Below are 20582 nucleotides of genomic sequence, written 5' to 3'. Positions count from 1 at the left end.
TCAGCGCGCGGCGTCGTCGACCGCGCGGGGCAGCCGGTAGGTAACGCCGGTCATGCGCTCCGATTCCTCCCAGAGCTGTCGCCACAGCTCTCGGTTCTGCGAGAGCTTCGACGACGGGGCCGAACGCACCGGTCCGCGGGACTGGCCGATCCCGCCGGTCGGTCCCCAGTACTTGTGCGGATCGGCGTCGGGCTCGGTCGCCCCGAAGAGGATCGACTCCGCGGCCTTCTTCGGCGCGTGGCCCCACACCGCGGCGAAGCCCTTGCCGACCAGGTCGACCGGCGTTTCGGTGTGGGTGAACAGATCCGTCCCCGACACCCCCGGGTGTACCGCGTAGGACCGCAGCGGCGAACCGGCCTCGTCGAGGCGGCGCTGCAGTTCACGGGCGAACATCAGGTTCGCGAGTTTCGACTGCGCATAGGCGAGATTTCGCTGGTACCGACGATTCTCGTAGTTGAGGTCGTCGATCCACAGCTTCGGCGTCTGGCGATGCGCGATGCTGGCGACGGTCACCACCCGGTCGCCGATCTGGTTGAGGAGCAGCCCGGTCAACGCGAAGTGGCCGAGATGGTTGATGCCGAACTGCATCTCGAAACCGTCGGCCGTGCGCCGCAGCGGGAGGTTCATCACGCCCGCGTTGTTGACGAGGACGTCGAAGTCCCCGATCCGGGCGGCGAAGTCGCGGACCGAGGCCAGATTCGCCAGGTCGAGCGGCTTCGTCCGGACGTCGCCGGAGATGCCCTCCGCGATGAGTTCCGCCTTCGCCGTATCGCGACAGGCCATGATGACCGTCGCTCCGCGCTCGGCCAGAGCCCTCGTCGCCACCTCGCCCAACCCGCCGTTCGCGCCGGTGATGACCACCGTCCGTCCGGTTTGATCACCTATCTGGTCAATCGACCATGCCATCGGATTCCCCTTCCGCCGTGCGCGCCCGCGGAGGTCTCCGCGGCGCTGCTTCTGGGGTAATTCGACCACATCACCACGACCGGTGGGCAGATTGCGCCTACAGCGTGGCGTTCATCCGGGCGACCGCGGCCTCATACTCCGCGACGAGATCGGCGATTAGATCGGCCACCGGGGTGATGGCGTTCATCCGGCCGACGATCTGCCCGGCAGGCATCGCGATGACCTCGGGATCGTCGGACGAGGAGATGCGCGCGTGCGCCTCGCCGACGAGAAGGTTCTGCAACGGCATCGGCAGCGGATCCGGCGCGTTCGGGGCATCCCACGCGTCGGTCCAACGCGTCTTGAGCAGACGAGCCGGCTTGCCCGAGTAGATGCGCCTGCGGACCGTGTCGCGCGACGTCGCCTTGAGCAGCGCCTCCTGCACCGTCGACGGTCCGTCGCCGGTCGCCCCGAGCTTGTACTCGGCAGCTGTCAGCCAATAGGTGCCCATCCAAACCCCTTGGGCGCCAAGGGCGATCGCTGCCGCGATCTGCCGTCCGCTGCCCACGCCGCCTGCGGCGAGGACCGGTGCGGTGTCGCCCATGGCATCGACGATCTCCGGCCACAGCACCATCGAGGTCACCTCGCCGGTGTGCCCGCCGCCCTCGTAGCCCTGCGCGATCACGATGTCGACGCCGGCCTGCACGTGGTGCAGCGCATGCTCTTTGGCCCCGGCGAGCGCGGCCACCGCCACCCCGTTCTCGTGGGCGAGCGCGATCACGTCGTCGGGAGGCGAACCGAGCGCGTTCGCGATCAGCTTGATCTGGCCGTACTTGCGGGCGTGCTCCATCGCGACGTCGACATGCGAGCGCGCCACCGAGTGCAGCCAGCCGAGCACACCGGTGTTGACGCGGCTGCCGTCGGGCAACGGCGGTACCCCCAGGTCGTCGAGGACGCGCTCGACGAACGCCCGGTGCTCCGGCGGGATCATCGCGTCCAAGTCGACCTTCGACCCCTCGGTGGGGATCTTCGCCGGCATCACGACGTCGACCCCGAAGGGCTTGCCCTCGGTCAGTTCGCGCATCCGCTCGAGTACCGCGTCGAGCTCGTCGGCCTCGTTGAACCGCACGCAACCGAGCACGCCCAGCCCGCCGGCCCGGCTGATGGCCGCCGCGACATCCTCACTCGGCGTGAAACCGAAAATCGGGTACTGAATACCAAAGCGTTCGCTGAGCTGGGTTTTCATCGATATTCCTGACGTTGTTGGGACCGGCGGGCCTATTCGGCTTCGTCGGCGGGGCGGGACTCGGTGACCGAGGCGGCCCAGCGGTAGTCGGGCTTTCCGGCCGGCGATCGTTTGATCTCGTCGACGAACCACACCGCGCGCGGCACTTTGTAGCCGGCCATCTCGGCGCGGACCGCCTCGCCCAGGGTCGCCAACGCGGGCCGTGCCCCGTCACGCGTCGCGACGACGGCGGCGACGCGCTGGCCGAACCGCTCGTCGGGAACCCCGACGACGGAAACGTCGAACACGTCGGGATGCGCCTTGAGCGCCGCCTCGACCTCTTCGGGGAACACTTTCTCGCCGCCGGTGTTGATCGACACCGATCCGCGACCGAGCATCGTGATGGTGCCGTCGTCCTCCAGCATCGCGAAGTCGCCGGGCAACGAGTAGCGCACGCCGTCGTAGGTGACGAAGGTCTTCGCCGATTTCTCCGGATCGTTGTGATAGCGCAGCGGCACATGCCCGGAGCGGGCCAGCACGCCGACCTCACCGCCGCCGGGCGTGACCGGCGTGCCGTCCTCGCGCAGCACATGGGTTTCCGGGTCTGCCTTCACCTTTGGCGCACCGACGTGGCTCTCCCCCTTGACGACGACGCTCATGCCGCCGAACCCGGTCTCCGACGACCCGATGGCGTCGATGACGATGGCGTTGGGGAAGGCCGCGACGTAGCGGTCCTTGATGGTCGGCGAGAACAGCGCCGCCGACGAGGCGATCGAGACCAGCGTCGACGTGTCGTAGTCGCCGGACTCGAAGGCCTCGATCATCGGGCGCCCCATGGCGTCGCCGGTGATGAAGACGACGTTCACACCGTGGCGCTCGATGACGCGCCAGACCTGCTCGGCGTCGAAATCCGGGTAGACGACGGCCTTTCCGCCCGCGAACAGCGATTGGAAGACGGCCCACTGCGAGCCGCCGTGGATGAAGGGCGGGATCGGGAAGCGAACGAGCTGGCCACCGGCCGCACCGCCCTTGGCGAGCTGCCACTCGTCGGCCACCGGCTCGCCGGAGTACCAGTCGATGCCGCCGCCGAGGACCCGCCACACATCCTCTTGCCGCCACACCACGCCTTTCGGCTTGCCGGTCGTGCCGCCCGTGTACAGCATGTACAGGTCGTCGTCGGTGCGGTCGGAGAAGTCTCGCTCCCCCGATGCCCCGTCGAGCAACTCCTCCAGCGGATGGGCGGTGACGCCGGCGACGCTGCCCTGGTCGGCCGAGCCGGACCCCGACGAGGACTCGTCGTCGATGACCACCCGATCGGTGATCGCCGTTTCGCAATTCTGCAACGTGTTGCAGACGCGCTCGGTGTAGCGCTCCTCGTGGATCAGCACCTTCATGCCCGAGTCGGTGAAGATGTGTTCGAGTTCGGCCTCGACGTAGCGGTAGTTCACGTTGACCATGACAGCGCGGGCCTTGAAGATGGCCAGCATCGCTTCGACGGCCTCGATGGTGTTTCGGCTGTACAGGCCTACCGCGTCACCCGGCTGCACCCCGAACCCGATGAGGGCGTGCGCCAGTCTGTTGGCCCGCTCCTCCAGTTCGGCGTAGGTCCGGGAGTGGTCGCCCGATTCGAGCGCGACGCGTTCGGGCATGAGGTCGACGGCGTGCTCGAACAGGTCGGCGATGGTATAGGCCATGCATAGAAACTAGAACGTGTTACTGTTTTCGGCAAGCGGTTGCCAATCCCCGTCTGCCTCGGAGGAACCATGTCCACCACTGCCGAACGCGCCCCGGAATGCCTCGTCGAAAAGCGCGGGCACACGTTGATCGTCACCATGAACCGGCCGGAGGCCCGCAACGCGCTCTCCAGCGAGATGATGGCGATCATGGAAGAGGCGTGGGACACCGTCGACGCCGATCCGGAGATCCGGGTCGCCGTGCTGACCGGCGCGGGCGGCTACTTCTGCGCCGGCGCCGATCTCAAGGCGATGAACAAGACCGCTCCCGGCGACCGGTTCGCCAAGGAGAGCGGATGGGATCTGACGAAGCTGCCCGCGCTGCTGAAGGGCCGGCGCCTGACCAAGCCATTGATCGCCGCGGTCGAGGGTCCGGCGATTGCCGGGGGAACCGAGATCCTGCAGGGCACCGACATCCGCGTCGCCGGTGAGAGCGCGAAGTTCGGCGTCTCCGAGGCGCGTTGGGGTCTGTTCCCGCTCGGCGGCAGCGCAGTGCGGCTCGTCCGCCAGATCCCCTACACCGTCGCTTGCGACATCCTCCTGACCGGCCGGCACATCACCGCGGTCGAGGCGAAGGACTACGGATTGATCGGCTACGTCGTGCCGGACGGGTCCGCCCTCGACAAGGCGCTGGAACTGGCCGACCAGATCGCGGCCAACGGGCCGCTCGCCGTACAGGCGATCCTGAAGACCATCCGCGACTCGGAGGGGCTGCACGAGGAGGAGGCGTTCAAGATCGACGCCGAACTCGGCAAGGCCGTCTTCCAGTCCGCCGACGCCAAGATCGGGCCCCGCGCCTTCGCCAACAAGGAAAAGCCGGTCTTCACCGGCGAGTAGCCGCCCACTCGACGAAGGTCAGGTGCCACTCGGCGAAGGTCAGGTGCCCACTCGGCGGAGGTCAGGTGCCCACTCGGCGGAAATCCGGGCACACTCGACGTCTACTCGGTGGTCGAGTACCCGACGAGGCGCACCTACTCGGTGGTCGACTTTCCCGACAGGGCGCACCTACTCGGTGGTCGACTGTCCGACAAGGCGCACCCATTCGGTGGTCGACTTTCCCGACAGGGCGCACCCATTCGGTGGTCGACTGTCCGACAAGGCGCACCCATTCGGTGGTCGACTGTCCGACAGGGCGCACCTACTCGGTGGTCGACTGTCCGACAAGGCGCACCCATTCGGTGGTCGAGTGCCCGACGAGGCGCCAGCCGAGTCGGGTGTATCGAGACCATCGCAACCGTGGGCACACTCGACGCAAATCTGGGCACACTCGACGCGAATCCGGGCACACTCGGCGGAAATCTGGGCACGCTCGCGGGTCAGGGCAGTTTGTCTGCCGCTCCGCTGAGCTTCGCCAGGCGTCCGGCTATGTCCTCGTAGCGCGGACCGATCACCCGGGGCACCGCGTCGAAGAAGCGGGCGTCGGCACCGATGAGCACGCGCGGCGCGTTGCGCCTGATTCCCCGGACGATGGCCTTCGCTGCGCCCTCGGCACTCGTCATCGCGATCTTGTCGAACTGCCTGCCCGCCTCGGCGACCTCTTCGTCGGTCGCACCGGCACCGCGCCCGTTGACGACGATGTTCGTCTTGATGCCCCCCGGGTGTACACAGGTGACGCCGACGTTGTGCCCGGCGATGATCATCTCCTGCCGCAGCGATTCGGTGAAGCCGCGGACGGCGAATTTCGCCGCGTTGTAGGCGCTTTGACTCGGGATGCCCATCAGGCCGAAGACCGACGACACGTTCGCGATGTGTCCGTCGCCGGAGGCGATGAGATGCGGCAGGAACGCCTTGGTGCCGTACGCGACTCCCCAGAAGTCGATGTTCATCAGCCACTCGAAGTCGTCCCAGGACATGTCCTCGACCGTGGCCGAAAGCGAGACCCCGGCGTTGTTCACCACGACGTTGACCTTGCCGAATTCGGCGATCACCTCGTCGGCGTGGGCGTAGACCGCATCGCGATCGGCGACGTCGAGGCGGTAGCCGACGGCTTTGGCACCGGCCTTCTCGCACCGGGCGACGGTCTCCGCGACGCCGGACTCGTCGACGTCGGAGAGCGCGAGCACCGCGCCGCGGCCGGCGAGGTTCTCCGCCAGCGCGCGCCCGATCCCCGATCCCGCGCCCGTGACCACCGCGACTTTGCCTTCGAAACTCTTCATCGACTGCCCTTCCGCACATCGTTTCCGCGATTACTCGGCACCGATCGCGAGTATCCCATACCATCGGTAGCGTGAGTAGCGTCTTCAGCCACAGCCCGCACGAGGGGTCGGACTATATCGGAGACGCGACGATCATCGTGCGCGGAACCGAGGTACCCGCTCAGGTGGAGTTGCGCGGCTACCGGGAACCGATCGACGGCGTGTACCGATGGATCGGGCGCGTCACCGCGAACGAGCAGCTGAGCGAGATCCTCGGCGACGCTCAGCGCACCAAGGTCATCGTGAAGACCGAGCACAGCGCCCAGCCCGCGTTCATCGGCGACCCCGACCCGTGGAACCGGTACCGGATCATCAGCAAGAGCACACCGCCGTACCACGTCGCCACCGACCTGGCCGAAGTCGAGTCCCAGGACTAACGGACGGGCTAACCGGCGTAGACGGCCGCGAGGTTGTCGGCGATGGAGGCGTCGAAGTCCAGTTCGGCACCGCCGTCGTCGGCCGCGACCTTCAGCAGCGCCCGGATGTAGGGCACGGTGCGGTCCACGAACGACTCCACACTCTCGGTCGGACCGTCGTCGCCCACCCAGCCGTCCGCGGCGAACACGACCGCACCCATGATCATCGCCGCCGCGGTGTCGGTCCGGTCGCTCGCTCCGCCGAATTCCTCTGGCACCAGATCGGTCAGGACGCCGGAGATGTCGCCGGCCATCGTGCGGGCGGTCTCGATCGCGTGGATGCCCGGCGACCCCGGCCCGCCGCTCGCACCGGCGAAGTTCAGTTGCAGGAACCGGAACACGTTGGGGTGCTCGTTGACGAAGTCGGCGTAGCCGGTAATCGCCGAATGGACCAGTTCGCCCAGCGTCCTCGCGGTCAGCTGAGGCGCGGTCACGATCCGCTCGGTGAGCGTGTCCATCACCCGGTCGTTGATGGCGTTGACCAGTTCCCACTTGTCGGTGAAGAAGCGGTAGAGCGTCGGTTTGGGGATCTTCGCCTCCGCGGCGATCTCACGCATGCTGACCGTCGGCCCGTGCTCGTCGATGGCGCGGATCGTCGCGTCGACCAGCGACCGCCGCATCTGCTTCCGATGCTCGGCCCATCGCTCGGTTCGCGCGTCCGCCATGGCGCCCAATCCCCCCTCGACTCGCCGGAAACTCCGACCCCAGTATGAATCAAAACTCCGCCCACGGTAGGAAACATCGCCGCGACGCCGAAAGCGCTTCCACGGCCCTACTCACTTAGGCATACTGGCGGCATCTGATACCGGAGGTCCACTCCGACGGGAAGGATCGCCATGACGACCGAATTCTTCGAGCCGCACACCACCGAGGGCGACCCGGTAGTGCGCCGGCGTTCGATCGTCGACCGGCAGGCGACCGCCCAGCGATTCCTGATGGAAGCCGCCGACGACGTCTACGACGGCGAGCTCGACATCGACTGGGACGCCCCGCCCGTTCCCGGCAAGCCCTGGCTGCCCGACGAGATGGTCACCCTGCACGGCACGAAGACGTGGAAAAAGCTCACCCCGGAACAGCGGGACGACCTCGCCAAGCGCGAGCTGGTCAACCTGCTGACCGTCGCCGTCTACGCCGAAACCGTGCTGTCGATGCTCACCTTCCGCGAGATCGCCGAGGAGCAGCTCCTCGCCGACGACCGGACTCGATGGCAGTTCAAGTGCGTCAACACGCACTCGCGCAACATCACGATGTTCGGGCGACTGATCGACGCCACCGGGCTGCCGCCGTACACCCGCATGCGACTGGCCAAGCGCTTGGAGCGGTACACGCTCCTGCTTCCGGCCGGGCCCGTCACGGCGACCGTCTGCCTCCTGCTCGAGTCGGCCACCCAGGGCCTCATGCGGCTGGCGAGCGAGGACACCGGCGTGCAGCCGCATGTCGCGCAGATCATGATGATCCACCTGATCTCCAGCCGTCGGCACAGCCAGTTCGCGCGCGAGGAACTCGAGGCTCAGCTCGCGGGCAAGAGTGCCGCGCGCGTCGCTGTCGCCTCCGTGATCGGCGCGTGGCTGACCACGGCCGTCGGCAAACTGCTGGTCAACGACGCGGTGTTCCGCGACGCCGAGCTCGACGTGCGCCGCTCCCGTCGCGCCGCGCTGCGCTCGCCGTCGTACCGGCGCCGGATGGACGCCGCCTTCGCCGACGCCATCGATTTCGCGGCAGCCGCCGGCCTGTTCCGCGACCGCGCCAGCCGCGCGATCCTGCGACGCGGACATGCGCCGCTACCCGCTCGCCGCACGACCCGCGCCGCGGGTTAGCGCGCGCCCTTGACTTTCCCCATGTGACGCAGAACACTTGATCCAGCGGTATCCGATACCACCGGTCCACGAGGAGAACCATGACGATCACGGACCCGGCCTCGTCGAAGAGGTCAAGCGATGACCCCGGCCCGCGCTTCTACAAGGGAGCGATCGCGGCGACGGACACGCTGAGCGTCGGCGACCGGCAGAAGACCGCGCAGCGCCTCCTGCGATCGACGGCCGACCGGTCCTACGACGGAGAACTCGACATCGACTGGGACGAACCGCTGGCCGAAGGCGCCCCCTGGGTTCCGGAACACCGCGTCACCCTGCACGGCACCAAGTACTGGGACCGGCTCACCGACGAACAAAAGGCCACGCTGAACAAGCATGAAGCGGTCGCCGTACTCTCCTACGGCATCTTCGCCGAGGTCGGACTTTCGACGAACCTGATGCGCAGCCTGCTCCGGAATCCCGGCCTCGTCGACGACCACATCCGATACGCCCTCGCTGAAGTCGCCGAGGAGTCCCGCCATTCGACGATGTTCGGCCGGCTCATCGACAAGAGCGGCGTAGCGCCCTACCGGCAGCCGAAACGACTGGTGAAGGGCCTGCGGTTGATCGGCTTCTTCCCGATGGGACCGTCGGCCTACGCCGGCACGCTGCTGATCGAGGAGGTGCTCGACCGGCTCCAGCGCGAGGGGATGATGGACGAGACGCTCCAACCGCACTTCCGCCAGCTCATGAAGATCCACATCCTCGAGGAGGCGCGGCACATCACCTACGCGCGCGAGGAACTGGTGCGTTCGGTCCGCGCCCGCGGGCGCGCCTCCAACGCCGCCCACCGATTCGCCTTCGCCCTGATGCTTAACTTCGTGCAAGAGGCGATCATCAATCCGAAGGTGTACCGGTCGGTCGGGTTGCGCCCGCTCCGCGGGATGATCGCCGCCCGGCGCTCGCCGCAGTACAAGCAGAACGCCCAGTTCATGAGCGGACCGCTGCTGGAATTCCTCTACGAGGCCGGAATGATCAAGGGCGCGTTCACCACCCGCCTGTACAAGCTGTCCCGCGCGATGCCTCCGGAATTGGCCGCCAAGGTCGAGGCCGGCGCCTGAGTCATGGCCGGCGAATCCACCGCGGTCGCGACCGCGCCGATCAGTCACGCCCACGAACTCGAAGTCGTCGAGGTGGTGGCCGAGACTCCCGACGCGGTGTCGGTCGTCCTGGACGTCCCCGAGCAGGCCGTCTCGAAGTTCCGCTACCAGCCCGGCCAATTCCTGACCGTCGCGGTCCCGACCGACCGTGAAGGCGGCGCCGCGCGCAGCTATTCGCTGTCGAGCTCCCCGCATTTCGAGAACGACCTGATCATCACGGTCAAACGCACGCCGGGCGGCTACGCGTCGAACTGGATCTGCGACAACGTACGGCCCGGCACGACGCTGACGGTGCTGACGCCGTCCGGTCACTTCACCCCGGCTTCGCTCGACGGTGACATCCTGCTCGTCGGAGCGGGCAGCGGCATCACGCCGCTGATGTCCATCGCCAAGTCGGTGATGATCGGCGGCAGCGGCACCGTGTACCTGCTGTACGCGAACCGGGACCGCCGGTCGACGATCTTCGGCCGCGAGCTCGCGGCGATGACCACCGAGTTTCCCACCCGATTCACCGTCGAGCACTGGTTCGAATCCGAGCGCGGCCTGCCGACCGCTGACGGTCTCGCCAAGTCGCTGGAGCTGTTCTCCGCCTACGACGCCTACCTCTGCGGTCCGGCACCGTTCATGGCCGCCGCCCGCGAGGCGCTGCTGAGCGTGGGGATTCCCGACGGCCACATCGCGATCGAGAAGTACCGGTCGTTGCAGGGCAATCCGTTCGCCGACGTCGTCGTGCACACCCCGGCGGACGGTGAGCGCACCGCCGCGCTGACCGTGCAGATGGAGGGCCGCACCGCCGAACTCGATTGGCCGCGGGAGACGAAGCTGCTGGATCTGCTGCTGTCCCAGGGCTATGACGCGCCCTACTCCTGTCGCGAAGGAGAATGCAGCTCCTGCGCCTGCACGGTCCGTTCGGGCGAGGTCAGGATGCTGAAGAACGACACCCTCGTCGACGACGACCTGCGAGCCGGGCTCACCCTCGCCTGTCAGGCCGTGCCGGTGTCGGACGAGGTGACGATTCACTTCGACCAGTAGAACTTAGAACATGTTCACCGGGTGGCAAACAATCTCCCAACACCTCCTTGCGCGCCAATATTAGAACGTGTTCTAGTAGAGGTTGTGAGTACCAGACCGATCACCGATCCCGTCGCGGAAGTACCCGCGCCCACCTCGACGATCCTGTCCGCGCCGCTGACCAACAGCTTCGACTACACCCGCTCGCTTGGCCCGGTGCTGTCCCAATTCGCCCTCGCCCTGCGCGACGGCCGCATCGTCGGCTCGCGCAGCGCCGACGGCAAGGTCTACGCGCCGCCGGTCGAGTTCGACCCGGCTACCGGCCAGCTCTCGACGGACCTGGTCGAGATCGGTGCCGTCGGCACCGTCACCGGCTGGACGTGGGAGCCCCGCCCCGCCGGTGCGCAGCCGGTTGACTCACCGTTCGCGTGGGCGCTGATCCGCCTCGACGGTGCGGACACCTCGATGCTGCACGCCGTCGTCGTACCGTCGGCGGAGGAGATGAGCACCGGCATGCGCGTGCGGGCGGTGTGGCGTGCCGCGCGCACCGGATTGATCACCGACATCAGCCACTTCGAACCGGGGGACGACTCGTCCGACGCCCCTGCCAACACGGCCGAGCTGCCCGACGAGCCCGGCGGCAACGTCGTCGTGAAGACGCCGATCGCCACCGCCATCACCCACTCGGCCTCCGAGGCCGAGTCGGTCTTCCTGGCGGGGCTGGCGCAGGGCAAGCTGATCGGCAACCGCATGGCCGCCGGCGTCGACGAAGGACGCGTCTATTTCCCGCCCCGCGACGTCAGCCCGGCCGACGGCGCCCCCGCCGCCGAGTACGTCGACCTGCCCGACACCGGCATCGTCACCACCTTCTGCATCGTCAACGTGCCGTTCCAGGGCCAGAAGATCAAGCCGCCCTACGTCGCGGCCTACGTCCTGATCGACGGCACCGACATCCCGTTCCTGCACTTGATCCTCGACTGCCCCGCCGACGAGGTGCGCATGGGCATGCGAGTGCAAGCGGTCTGGTTGCCCGAAGCCGAGTGGGAACACTCGTTGGGCAACATCAGTCACTTCCGTCCGACCGGTGAGCCCGACGCCGACTACGACAGCTACCAGGAGTACGTGTGATGGCGCCCCGAAAGATCGCGATAGTCGGCTTCGCGCACAGCCCCAACATCACCGACTCCCCCGGCACCACCAACGGCGTCGAGATGCTGATCCCCTGCTTCGACAAGCTCTACGCCGAACTGGGAATCACTCGTACCGATATCGACTTCTGGTGCAGCGGATCGTCGGACTACCTTGCGGGACGGGCATTCTCGTTCATCTCGGCCATCGACTCGATCGGCGCGATGCCGCCCATCAACGAGTCCCACCTCGAGATGGACGCGGCGTGGGCCGCCTACGAGGCCTACGTGAAGATCGCCACCGGCGAGGTCGACACCGCTCTGGCGTACGGCTTCGGCAAGTCCAGCGCCTCCGATGCCGACCTGACACTCGCGCTGGAGACCGACCCGTACACCGTCGCCCCTCTGTGGCCGCGCGCGAGTTCGCTCAGCGCCCTGCAGGCCCGCGCCGGAGTGGAATCGGGCGCGTGGAGCGAGGCCGATATGGCCGCGGTGGCCGCTCGTTCCTCCGGCCGTTCGGTCGACGAATTGCTCGCCGCCGACTACGTCGCTACTCCGCTGCGGGCCCACGACATCGCGCCGTACACCGACGCCGGCGCCGCACTCATCCTCGCCAGCGAGGAACGGGCTCGCGAACTCGTCGCCAACCCCGCCTTCATCACCGGCTGGGACCACCGCATCGACTCGCCGAACTTCGGCGCGCGCGACCTGACCGTCTCGCGATCGACGGAATTGGCCGGCGACGGCGCGTTCGGCGATCAGAGCCGCGCGGTGGACGTCGCCGAGATCCACGCCGCCTTCACCCACGAGGAACTCATCGTGAGGAAGGCACTCCGGCTCCCCGATTCGGTCCGGATCAACCCGTCCGGCGGGGCCCTGGCCGGCAACTCGCTGTTCTCGGCAGGGTTGCAGCGCATCGGCTACGCCGCGCACGCCATCTTGACCGGCGACGCGCAGACCGCAGTCGCGCACGCGTCCGGCGGCCCGGTGCTGCAGCAGAACATGGTCGTCACCCTGGCGGCCGCGGATCAACCGACCTCGGGGGGACAGGGCTGATGGGCCACCTCAATCGCGCCGCGGTGCTGGGCACCGGGCAGACCAAGTACGTAGCCAAGCGCCACGACGTGACGATGGCCGGCATGTGCCGCGAGGCCATCGACCGCGCACTGGCCGACGCGAACGTGACGATCGACGAGATCGACGCCGTTGTCGTCGGCAAAGCACCCGACCTGTTCGAGGGTGCGATGATCCCCGAGTTCGCGATGGCCGAAGCACTCGGTGCCGTCGGCAAACAACTGCTGCGCGTGCACACCGCCGGGTCGGTGGGCGGATCGACGGCCAACGTCGCCGCGTCACTGGTGTTCGGCGGCATCCACAAACGCGTGCTGGCCGTCGCGTGGGAGAAGCAGTCCGAATCCAACGCGATGTGGGCGCTGTCGATCCCGGTGCCGTTCACGAAGCCGGTCGGCGCGGGCGCAGGCGGCTTCTTCGCCCCGCACGTCCGCTCCTACATCCGGCGCTCCGGTGCGCCGTCGCACATCGGTGCGATCGTGGCGGCCAAGGACCGGCGCAACGGCGCCAAGAACCCGCTGGCCCATCTGCACCAGCCGGACATGACCGTCGAGAAGATCATGGAATCCCAGATGCTGTGGGATCCGATCCGGTTCGACGAGACGTGTCCGTCGTCGGACGGCGCGTGCGCGGTGGTGATCGGTGCCGAGGACGTCGCCGATTCGGCTGTCGCGGCGGGCAATCCGGTGGCATGGATCCACGCGACCGCGATGCGCACCGAGCCGTTGAACTTCGCGCACCGCGACGTGGTGAGCCCTCAGGCCGGGCGCGACGCCGCCGCCGCACTGTGGAAAGCGGGCGGCATCACCAACCCGATCGAGGAGATCGACGCAGCCGAGATCTACGTGCCGTTCTCCTGGTTCGAGCCGATGTGGCTGGAGAACCTGGGCTTCGCCGCGCAGAACGAGGGCTGGAAACTGACCGAAGCGGGCGAGACCGAGATCGGCGGCAAGATCCCGTTCAACGCCTCCGGCGGCGTGCTCTCGTCGAACCCCATCGGAGCGTCGGGCATGATCCGGTTCGCCGAGGCGGCCATCCAGGTGATGGGCAAGGGCGGCGACCACCAGGTCCCCGACGCCCGCAAGGCGGTCGGCCATGCCTACGGCGGCGGCTCGCAGTACTTCTCGATGTGGCTCGTCGGGGCGGACAAGCCGACCAACTAGTCCGCCGACTGGGCACCTCACCCCCGCCGAGTGGGCACGCGCTGTGTCCACTCGGCGCATGTCAGGTGCCCACTCGGCGCAGGTCAGGTGCCCACTCGGCACAACGTCAACCAAAACACTCCGCGGAACCGGCTGGCTCCGCGGAGTGTTTCGCTTGTGCCGTCGGACTAGTTCACCGGCAGGACTGACTTGGCGAAGTCCAATGCCCGTCCGATCCCGGGTTCGTCTCCGCTGCCCGATCGAGCGCCCGGCCGATGTTCTTGACGGTCGGGTCGCTGTAGGCGGCGTCGACGACCGGTGCCGCGGGAGCCGGCAGGGCTGCCACCAACTCACTGACCGGCGACGACGATGCCTTGGCCGGCGCGTCGGCGTCGACGCGTGCCGGGGCCGATGCGTAGGAGGCACCGATGCCCGCCCCGACGACCGCGCCGATCCCGGCACCGATTACCGCGCCGATGATGGGCGACGCGACGGCGGCCAGGGGCGCACCCACCGCACCGAGCAGCGGAACCCCGATGAGGCAAATGGGGATACCGATTCCGGTCGGCGCGGTTGCAGTCGCGCCGACCGCCGCGACGCCGACGGCGACTGCCCGACGAGGGGCGACACCAAGATTCCGACACCGAACCCGATGACCCCGCCGATGGCGGCGCCGGCCAGGGTGGACAACCCGATGACGTCCGGGCTGGCGACCGTGTGCCGGAACGGCGCGGCCGCCGCGGCACCCGGTCCGCTGACGTAGCGGACACTCTCACCGGCGAACCGCACACCGTTCGCCATCACTGTCGTCGACGTCGACGTGGCAGCGGCTGCGCGTGCCGTGGCCAACTGCCCCGCGCTGACCTGAGCCACGGGCACGGCAGCGGTCGCAGGCGCGGCGGCCATGCCGATGCTCGCGGCCATCGCAATGCTGGCGAATCCGATTGCCGCAGAGCGGATTCCGCCGCGCGGCGGTCTGTCAAAAGTTCGCGGCGCGGATGTCGCTTGCGAACACCTCCCCATCAATGATTCCCCGACCCATGATGTCTACCTTTCGTTGTCCGCGATACGCGGTGCTGAGTGCCGATCTGGCACCGCGATCGTAAAATCGGACACCAGCGGGCGGCTCGCCCAGAAAGGTCATCGTGACGAATGCCATAGCGGCTCAACGAAACCGCGGCAGGAACGCTACGAAGCGCGTCGTTCCGGCAGCGCGCAGGCCTCGCCGTCGGACATTCCGGTCGGGCGGACGCCCAGCGCTTGGTTGAGCCGGGCCCGCTGGTTCTCCCAGGCGATCTCGGCCGCGAGTTCGGCGACCTGTCCCTTGGTGAAGTGCTCGAGCAGTCGTTCGCGGATCTCGGCCAGGTCGTCGCCGACCGCCGGAGTCGCGGTCATGGCCTCGGCGAAGGCCAGCACGAGCTTCTCCACATCGGTGTAGGCATCGCTTTCGGCGTAGACCGGCAAGTCGCGCAATTGCTGTTCGGAGATACCCGCGGTGCGGGCCAGCGCCGATCCGATGTCGAGGCAGAACTCGCAGCTGACCATGCCGGCCGACTTCAGCAGCGCGAGTTCCTTGTACCGCGGGTCGAGGCGGTTGGAGAACAGCAGCGACACCTCGTACCAGCCGGTGGCGAGGAGGATCAGCGGCCGACGGATCAGCCATCGGTAGAGATCCGCCCGATTCCGCTTGGACTGCGAGAAGGCCTTGGCATAGCCCCAGAGACGATGGAATGCGCGCATGATGTCCTCCTGACCGCGCGGGCGGATCTGTCTACCGTTACTTGCGGTCTCCGGCGCCAACCGTAACGCCATCCGAGGCGATTGTGACCGGCGTCACCCCTCGGCCGCCATCTGTGCGTATCCCTCGCGGACGCTGGGATAGCGCGGTGCCCAGTCGGCTTCGGCGCGAAACGCGGCATTGCTGACGCGCAGGGATCGGGTCAACGACGTGAGACGGTCGCCGAGCAGCAGCGCAGCCCTGCCCGGACCGGTGATCAGCGGACGACGCCCGACGGCGCCGGCGAGGGCATCGACGTTCCCGCGCGTGGTCACCGGATCGTCGTCGACGATGTTGTACGTGCCCGCCGGCGCGTCGAGGGCCGCCACTACCGCGGCAGCCGCGTCGGTGAGCTGGATCGACGACAGATAGCTGTCGGGCGGACCGGGGGCGAATCCGATCCCCCGTCGTGCCATCGAGAGGATCTGTTCGCTGTGCGCGGCACCCCAGCCGTAGAACACGCCGAAACGCAAGACCGTCGCCTGCCCGCCCGCCTCGCCGAACCGGCGAGCGCTGGCCTCGGCGGCGAAGTTGCCACGCGCGATCGGGAACTCCTCGACCGGCGCCGATTCGTCGATCCACCGATCGCCCTGGTCGGCATAGATCATGACGACCGACTCCTGGATCACGCGCCGGACGCCTGCCCCGAGTGCGGCGTCGACCACGGCCGCCGACCCCTCGGAACGGATCCGGAGACACTCCTTCCACGCCGAGTAGAAGACGAACTTCGTCGTCGACGGCAGCGCCGAGGCGAGATTGACGACGGCATCGGATCCGGCGAACGCCTCGGTCAAGCCCGGAACGTCGAACAGGGAAACGCGAACGGGCTCGGCGCCATGAGCGGACAGCTTCGCCGCCGCCTCTTCGCTGCGCGCCAAGGCTTTCACCCGGTGCCCGCCTGCGACCAGTGCGGGTACGGCGTAGCCGCCGATCGCGCCGGTTCCGCCGGTGACGAAGACCTCCATCAATCCACCTTCCGTTTCGACCGCCGGCCGGATCGATCACGACCGCGCCACGCGATGACGAAGCTGACCAGCAACGCCACCGCGACGACGCCTTCGGTCACGTGGAGCGCGGCGCCCCACGCCCACACGTTGACCTCGCGGAGTCCGTGGACGCCGAGCATGATTCCCAACGGCACTCCGGCGGCGACGGCCAGAACCACCCACTGCCGATCAAGGGAGGCGACGAGGGCGACGAATCCGACGGCGATCAGCGCGAACCCGCCTTCGGCGACCGCGTGGGGCGCGAAGGGCTCTCCGATGTTCTCCGCGATCCATGCCCCCGACGTCAGGCTGCTGGCGCCCTGGAACATGAGCAACAGGCCCAGAACAGCCGCGGCGATTCGCGGCCAGCGCCACAGATCGCGCCCGGCGACGGTGGAGCGCCGGCGCCGGACCGGAACCGGTCCCGCGGCACGAGACAGACGCGCGGCAACGCGCTCCGTCGTGGCTGCCGGCGGGACGACGGTGAAGGCGGCACTCAGCCATGACAGCGTCGGATCGGTGCGGTCTCCGCCGAGCGCGTCGTCGATGGCGACGTCGAGCGCGTCGGCCGCCGCCTGCTCGTCCGGGTTGACGTTCTCGACCATTCACACCACCGCCTTCCGTAGCTTCCCGACCGCCCGATAGACGAGCATGCGCGCCGCGGGCGCCGAAATTCCCAGTGCCGCACCGATTTCGGGCGACGACAGGCGGGCCCCGAACCGCAACGCCACCGCGTCGCGTTCCCTGCTGGTCAGTATCGATAGACGCGCCCGCACCTCGTGGTCGGCGAGACGGCGCAGCGCGGCAGTCTCCGGGTCGTCGCCCGGCGCGGCCCGGTCGTCGGCGACAGACTCCACTGGGATCTCCCTGCCGTGCTTGCGCCACCAGTCGGCGACACCGTGGCGCGCGATGCCGGTCAGCCACGCACCGACGGTCCCCGCTGCCGGGTCGTAGCGGTCCCACGATCGCATCGCAGCCACGAATACCTCGCTGATCACGTCCTCGGCGTCAGCGTCCGACGGCACGCGCACACGCACGTAGCGCCACAGGGGCGTCACGTGCTCGCGGTAAATGCCCTCGAACCCACCGTCCATCCATCACCCCTTCGCGCGGGACGGCGAAACTGTAACGCGACTATCGCACCAACGTCTGCGCGAATGACTGGGCCGCCTCGAGATCAGTCTCGTCGGGACGACCCCGTTTGGCGCCGCCGAACCAGCCGAACGGGGGCGACGTGTCGTAGCCGCGGCAACAGAACTCGCCGACGACGGTGAACCCGGCTCGCTCCAGCCCGCGCGTGAGCGGCTTCGTGGTCAGCGGCGCGAATCCGCTGGTGCCGTAGACGAACGCCCGGCCCGACATCCCGCCGGCCGGTAACGATGTCACGCACTCGCGCAGCCTCGAGTGGAAGCGCTGGTAGAAGATCCCCGAGCCGAATCCGACGAGGTCGTACGCCGTGAGGTCGTCGGCGCTCACCTCCTCCGGCTCGACGACCTTGGCGTCGAGTGCACCCGCCATCGCCTCGGCGACTCGACGGGTGTTGCCCTGCGAGACCGAAACGCAGATCAGCAATGCCTTGTTCATGATCTCCCCCTCATCGTGCGATGGATCGCGGAGCGGCGAGTCCGCCCAGCTTGTCCGGGTTGCGCATGCCGTAGATGTGCGCGATCTTGCCGTCGACCACGTGGAACCAGAAGGCGCCGCCGGGATCGTCGGTCATCGTGACGGTGAATCCCGGCATCCCGTTGACCCAGAGGTCGCGGGTCGCCATCTCGTGCTTCACCCCGAACCGCACGAAGCCCAGCATCATCCTGGCGATGGCGTCGGCACCGGCGACCGGGCGGCGCGCCGCACTCGCCTTGCCGTCGCTGTCAGCGGTGTACACCGCGTCCGGGGCGAGCACCGCGAGCAGGCCGTCGACATCCCCGGTCACCGCCGCGATCTGGAACGCCCGCGTGACCTCCTCGGCGGTCGCCGCACCGCCCGCGTCGAAGCGCGGACGCCGCGACTGCACGTGGGCGCGCGCCCGGTGCGCGGTCTGGCGGACCGCATCGGCGGATTTACCGACGATCCCGGCGATCTCGTCGTAGCCGAAGCCGAACACCTCGCGCAGCACGAACACCGCCCGCTCGTCCGGGGAGAGCGACTGGAGGACGACGAGCATCGCCGTCGAAACAGACTCCGCCAGCACGACGTCGTCGGCCGGATCGTGGTCGTCGAGCAGGATCGGCTCCGGCAGCCAGGGTCCGACGTACTCCTCACGACGACGAGCGCCGGCCCGGGCCGCGTTGAGCGCCTGCCGCGTCACGACGCGAGCCAAGTAGGCGCGCGGGGATTCGACCCCGGCGAGATCGATCTCCGCCCAGCGCAGGTAGCTCTCCTGCAGGACGTCGTCGGCGTCGGTGGCCGAGCCGAGGATCTCGTAGGCGATGGTGAACAGCAACGGCCGATACTCGCCGAAAACCCTTGCGTGCTCGTCCTTCTCGTCCATCACGCCCCCTATCCGACCGTCTCCGCGACTACGGCTTCCGGCGCCCCGCCCTTGGTCCAGCGGTACAGCCGCGGATTGCGCAGGCCCCACACCGTGGCCCGGCAGACGGCCTCCTTGGTGATCGCGGCGAGCCGGCCGGTGATGATCGTACGGGTCGGCGAGTCGTCGCGGTGACTGAGCTGAATCGTCGCGGCCCGGCGGCCCAGGCTCAGGCACTGCCCGACGAATCCCATGTCGACGTCCTTGGGTTGCGCACCGGACGCCAGCGCCTCGACCGTCGCGGCCGCTTGGGCTCCGAGCGGCAGGGCCGCCTGGCAGCTGTTGCGCAGGTCCATGCCGCCCACCGCCGCGGCGTCACCGGCCCCGACGATCCGCGGATCGTCGCTGCTGACGAGTGCGGCGTCGGTGCGCAGGCGCCCGCTCTCGTCGCACGCGAGCCCGCTGCGACGGGCCAGATCCGGATAGGCGAAGCCGACCGTGACGACCGTGATGTCGCTGCGGATCTCGCCGCCGTCGACGATGCGCACGACAGTCGGCTCGACCGCGTCGACCGGCGAGTTCTCGCGGATGTCGACGCCGAGTCCGCCCAGGGTCGCCCTGGTCGACTCGCGGCCCTTCACCGAGATGCTCGGCGCGATCTCGCCGTCGCTGACGACGGTGACCCGGTGGCCCCGCTCGGCCAGTTCAGCGGCCGTCTCGACGCCGGTGAGGCCACCGCCGACGACGGTGACGGCCTGGCCCGGTGCGGCGGCCAGCCGGGCGCGCAGCCGATCCGCCGATTCCCAGTCGTCGACGCGAAACCCGTGTTCGGCGGCGCCCGGAATGCCCGTGCTGCCCGCGCCACTGCCCAGGGCGTAGACGAGGTAGTCGTAGCTCAGCGTCCCGCCCGACGCCAGGTGCACGGTTCGGGACTGCGCGTCGATGCGATCCGCGGTGTCGACGGCCAGCCGGACGGAAGGCTTCAGAATCGTCGAGTAGTCGTGTGCGGCCGCACCGCTGCCGGCCGCCCACTGGTGCAGGCGGACCCGTTCGATGAAACGGTCGCGGGGGTTGACCAGGACGACGTCGAGCCGTCCGGCGAGCCGGTTGGCCGCCATCGTGCCGGCGTAGCCGCCGCCGAGCACGACCACTCGCCGCTGCGGTTCACTGCTTTGCCCGTTCATGATTGCTCCCTCGGTGTTCAGAGTGTGACAACCCCGAGACACCGGCCGGAGCCGGTTTGTGACAACAGGTGACGAGCACCACTCAGACGTCGTCCTCGCCGACCGGTCCGCCCTCGTCCTCCCAGGCGTCGATCATCTGCACGCTGGTGCGGGTGAACTTGCGCCGCACGCCGACCCCGCCCCGACGGTCCTCCGGGATGAAACGGGCGCCGTAGTGCACGAGCGCGTCGGTCAGGTCCTGGATCTGACCGGGCGTGAGAGTGGTGTCGCCCTTCTCGTAGCGGCGCAGATCCTTCTGCTCGAGGCCCGCCTTCTTGGCGACGGTGCGCACCGATACCTGACACAGGTGCCGCGCCGCGCGCGCCAGAGCACCGTCCATCTCGAACTTGATTGCAGCCATGAGCCCA

General features: G+C 68.4%; 23 protein-coding genes. 8 read left to right on the top strand and 15 right to left on the bottom strand.

The features are described 5' to 3' along the window. The 3 genes from GOARA_RS09650 to GOARA_RS09640 form a co-directional block, all read right to left on the bottom strand. On the bottom strand, window positions 1-906 hold the full coding sequence (locus tag GOARA_RS09650) for an oxidoreductase (RefSeq protein ID WP_040522554.1): 906 nt from the start codon (window positions 904-906) through the stop codon (window positions 1-3). Window positions 907-1003: 97 nt separating this feature from the next. Then, window positions 1004-2131, bottom strand: coding sequence for an NAD(P)H-dependent flavin oxidoreductase (locus GOARA_RS09645; RefSeq protein ID WP_007322169.1), 1128 nt, complete (start codon window positions 2129-2131; stop codon window positions 1004-1006). A gap of 32 nt (window positions 2132-2163) precedes the next feature. Then, window positions 2164-3804, bottom strand: a complete 1641-nt coding sequence (locus GOARA_RS09640; protein ID WP_007322168.1) for an acyl-CoA synthetase — start codon at window positions 3802-3804, stop codon at window positions 2164-2166. A gap of 69 nt (window positions 3805-3873) precedes the next feature. Between GOARA_RS09640 and GOARA_RS09635 the strand changes: the two genes are divergently transcribed. Then, window positions 3874-4680, top strand: coding sequence for a crotonase/enoyl-CoA hydratase family protein (locus GOARA_RS09635; RefSeq protein ID WP_007322167.1), 807 nt, complete (start codon window positions 3874-3876; stop codon window positions 4678-4680). A 479-nt stretch (window positions 4681-5159) separates the two neighbouring features. On the opposite strand, the gene GOARA_RS09630 is transcribed toward GOARA_RS09635, so the two are convergent. Continuing rightward, window positions 5160-5999, bottom strand: coding sequence for an SDR family NAD(P)-dependent oxidoreductase (locus tag GOARA_RS09630; RefSeq protein WP_007322166.1), 840 nt, complete (start codon window positions 5997-5999; stop codon window positions 5160-5162). A gap of 71 nt (window positions 6000-6070) precedes the next feature. Between GOARA_RS09630 and GOARA_RS09625 the strand changes: the two genes are divergently transcribed. After that, complete coding sequence (locus GOARA_RS09625; protein WP_007322165.1) at window positions 6071-6415, top strand: DUF4873 domain-containing protein; 345 nt, start codon at window positions 6071-6073, stop codon at window positions 6413-6415. A gap of 8 nt (window positions 6416-6423) precedes the next feature. Here GOARA_RS09625 and GOARA_RS18955 read toward each other — a convergent pair whose 3' ends face one another. Beyond that, window positions 6424-7119 (bottom strand): TetR/AcrR family transcriptional regulator, encoded by a 696-nt coding sequence (locus GOARA_RS18955; protein WP_050947232.1) that lies wholly within the window; start codon window positions 7117-7119, stop codon window positions 6424-6426. 171 nt (window positions 7120-7290) lie between these two features. Between GOARA_RS18955 and GOARA_RS09615 the strand changes: the two genes are divergently transcribed. The 6 genes from GOARA_RS09615 to GOARA_RS09590 all read left to right on the top strand — a co-directional run bounded on the left by GOARA_RS09615 (window position 7291) and on the right by GOARA_RS09590 (window position 13779). Then, complete coding sequence (locus tag GOARA_RS09615; protein WP_007322163.1) at window positions 7291-8271, top strand: diiron oxygenase; 981 nt, start codon at window positions 7291-7293, stop codon at window positions 8269-8271. An 80-nt stretch (window positions 8272-8351) separates the two neighbouring features. Next, window positions 8352-9368 (top strand): AurF N-oxygenase family protein, encoded by a 1017-nt coding sequence (locus tag GOARA_RS09610; protein WP_007322162.1) that lies wholly within the window; start codon window positions 8352-8354, stop codon window positions 9366-9368. A gap of 3 nt (window positions 9369-9371) precedes the next feature. Next, the gene (locus GOARA_RS09605) at window positions 9372-10439 is read left to right on the top strand and encodes a ferredoxin--NADP reductase (protein ID WP_007322161.1); all 1068 of its coding nucleotides are present in this window, start codon (window positions 9372-9374) and stop codon (window positions 10437-10439) included. Between the two features lie 84 nt (window positions 10440-10523). Continuing rightward, complete coding sequence (locus tag GOARA_RS09600; RefSeq protein ID WP_007322160.1) at window positions 10524-11546, top strand: Zn-ribbon domain-containing OB-fold protein; 1023 nt, start codon at window positions 10524-10526, stop codon at window positions 11544-11546. Further along, window positions 11546-12601: a thiolase family protein gene (locus GOARA_RS09595; RefSeq protein ID WP_007322159.1), complete on the top strand. Its 1056-nt coding sequence runs from the start codon at window positions 11546-11548 to the stop codon at window positions 12599-12601. Before GOARA_RS09600 ends, GOARA_RS09595 begins: the two co-directional genes overlap by 1 nt. Next, complete coding sequence (locus tag GOARA_RS09590) at window positions 12601-13779, top strand: thiolase family protein (RefSeq protein ID WP_007322158.1); 1179 nt, start codon at window positions 12601-12603, stop codon at window positions 13777-13779. The genes GOARA_RS09595 and GOARA_RS09590 overlap by 1 nt, the downstream gene beginning before the upstream one ends. A 172-nt stretch (window positions 13780-13951) precedes the next feature. On the opposite strand, the gene GOARA_RS09585 is transcribed toward GOARA_RS09590, so the two are convergent. The 10 genes from GOARA_RS09585 to GOARA_RS09540 all read right to left on the bottom strand — a co-directional run bounded on the left by GOARA_RS09585 (window position 13952) and on the right by GOARA_RS09540 (window position 20575). Next, entirely contained in the window at window positions 13952-14272 is a 321-nt protein-coding gene (locus GOARA_RS09585; RefSeq protein WP_007322157.1) for a hypothetical protein, read from the bottom strand. Continuing rightward, a complete protein-coding gene (locus GOARA_RS09580; protein WP_007322156.1) occupies window positions 14224-14682 on the bottom strand; it encodes a hypothetical protein in 459 nt (152 codons plus the stop codon). The genes GOARA_RS09585 and GOARA_RS09580 overlap by 49 nt, the downstream gene beginning before the upstream one ends. Window positions 14683-14946: 264 nt before the next feature. After that, window positions 14947-15498 carry a carboxymuconolactone decarboxylase family protein gene (locus tag GOARA_RS09575; RefSeq protein ID WP_040522547.1) on the bottom strand — a complete coding sequence of 184 codons (552 nt, stop codon included), beginning with the start codon at window positions 15496-15498 and terminating at the stop codon, window positions 14947-14949. 93 nt (window positions 15499-15591) lie between these two features. Then, window positions 15592-16500, bottom strand: a complete 909-nt coding sequence (locus tag GOARA_RS09570) for an NAD-dependent epimerase/dehydratase family protein (protein WP_007322154.1) — start codon at window positions 16498-16500, stop codon at window positions 15592-15594. Beyond that, entirely contained in the window at window positions 16500-17126 is a 627-nt protein-coding gene (locus GOARA_RS18950; protein ID WP_007322153.1) for a hypothetical protein, read from the bottom strand. Before GOARA_RS18950 ends, GOARA_RS09570 begins: the two co-directional genes overlap by 1 nt. Further along, window positions 17127-17615, bottom strand: a complete 489-nt coding sequence (locus GOARA_RS09560; RefSeq protein WP_007322152.1) for an RNA polymerase sigma factor — start codon at window positions 17613-17615, stop codon at window positions 17127-17129. 40 nt (window positions 17616-17655) lie between these two features. Beyond that, window positions 17656-18105: a flavodoxin family protein gene (locus GOARA_RS09555; RefSeq protein ID WP_007322151.1), complete on the bottom strand. Its 450-nt coding sequence runs from the start codon at window positions 18103-18105 to the stop codon at window positions 17656-17658. A 10-nt stretch (window positions 18106-18115) separates the two neighbouring features. Further along, entirely contained in the window at window positions 18116-19012 is an 897-nt protein-coding gene (gene sigJ / locus GOARA_RS09550) for an RNA polymerase sigma factor SigJ (protein ID WP_007322150.1), read from the bottom strand. An 8-nt stretch (window positions 19013-19020) separates the two neighbouring features. Continuing rightward, window positions 19021-20175 (bottom strand): NAD(P)/FAD-dependent oxidoreductase, encoded by a 1155-nt coding sequence (locus GOARA_RS09545; RefSeq protein WP_007322149.1) that lies wholly within the window; start codon window positions 20173-20175, stop codon window positions 19021-19023. Between the two features lie 82 nt (window positions 20176-20257). Next, on the bottom strand, window positions 20258-20575 hold the full coding sequence (locus tag GOARA_RS09540; protein WP_007322148.1) for a helix-turn-helix domain-containing protein: 318 nt from the start codon (window positions 20573-20575) through the stop codon (window positions 20258-20260). Between the last annotated feature and the right edge of the window lie 7 nt (window positions 20576-20582).

The organism is Gordonia araii NBRC 100433, assembly GCF_000241265.1.
Classification (GTDB): domain Bacteria; phylum Actinomycetota; class Actinomycetes; order Mycobacteriales; family Mycobacteriaceae; genus Gordonia; species Gordonia araii.
Note: the sequence above shows the minus strand (reverse complement) of the source record. Positions and strands in the feature narration are given on the sequence as shown.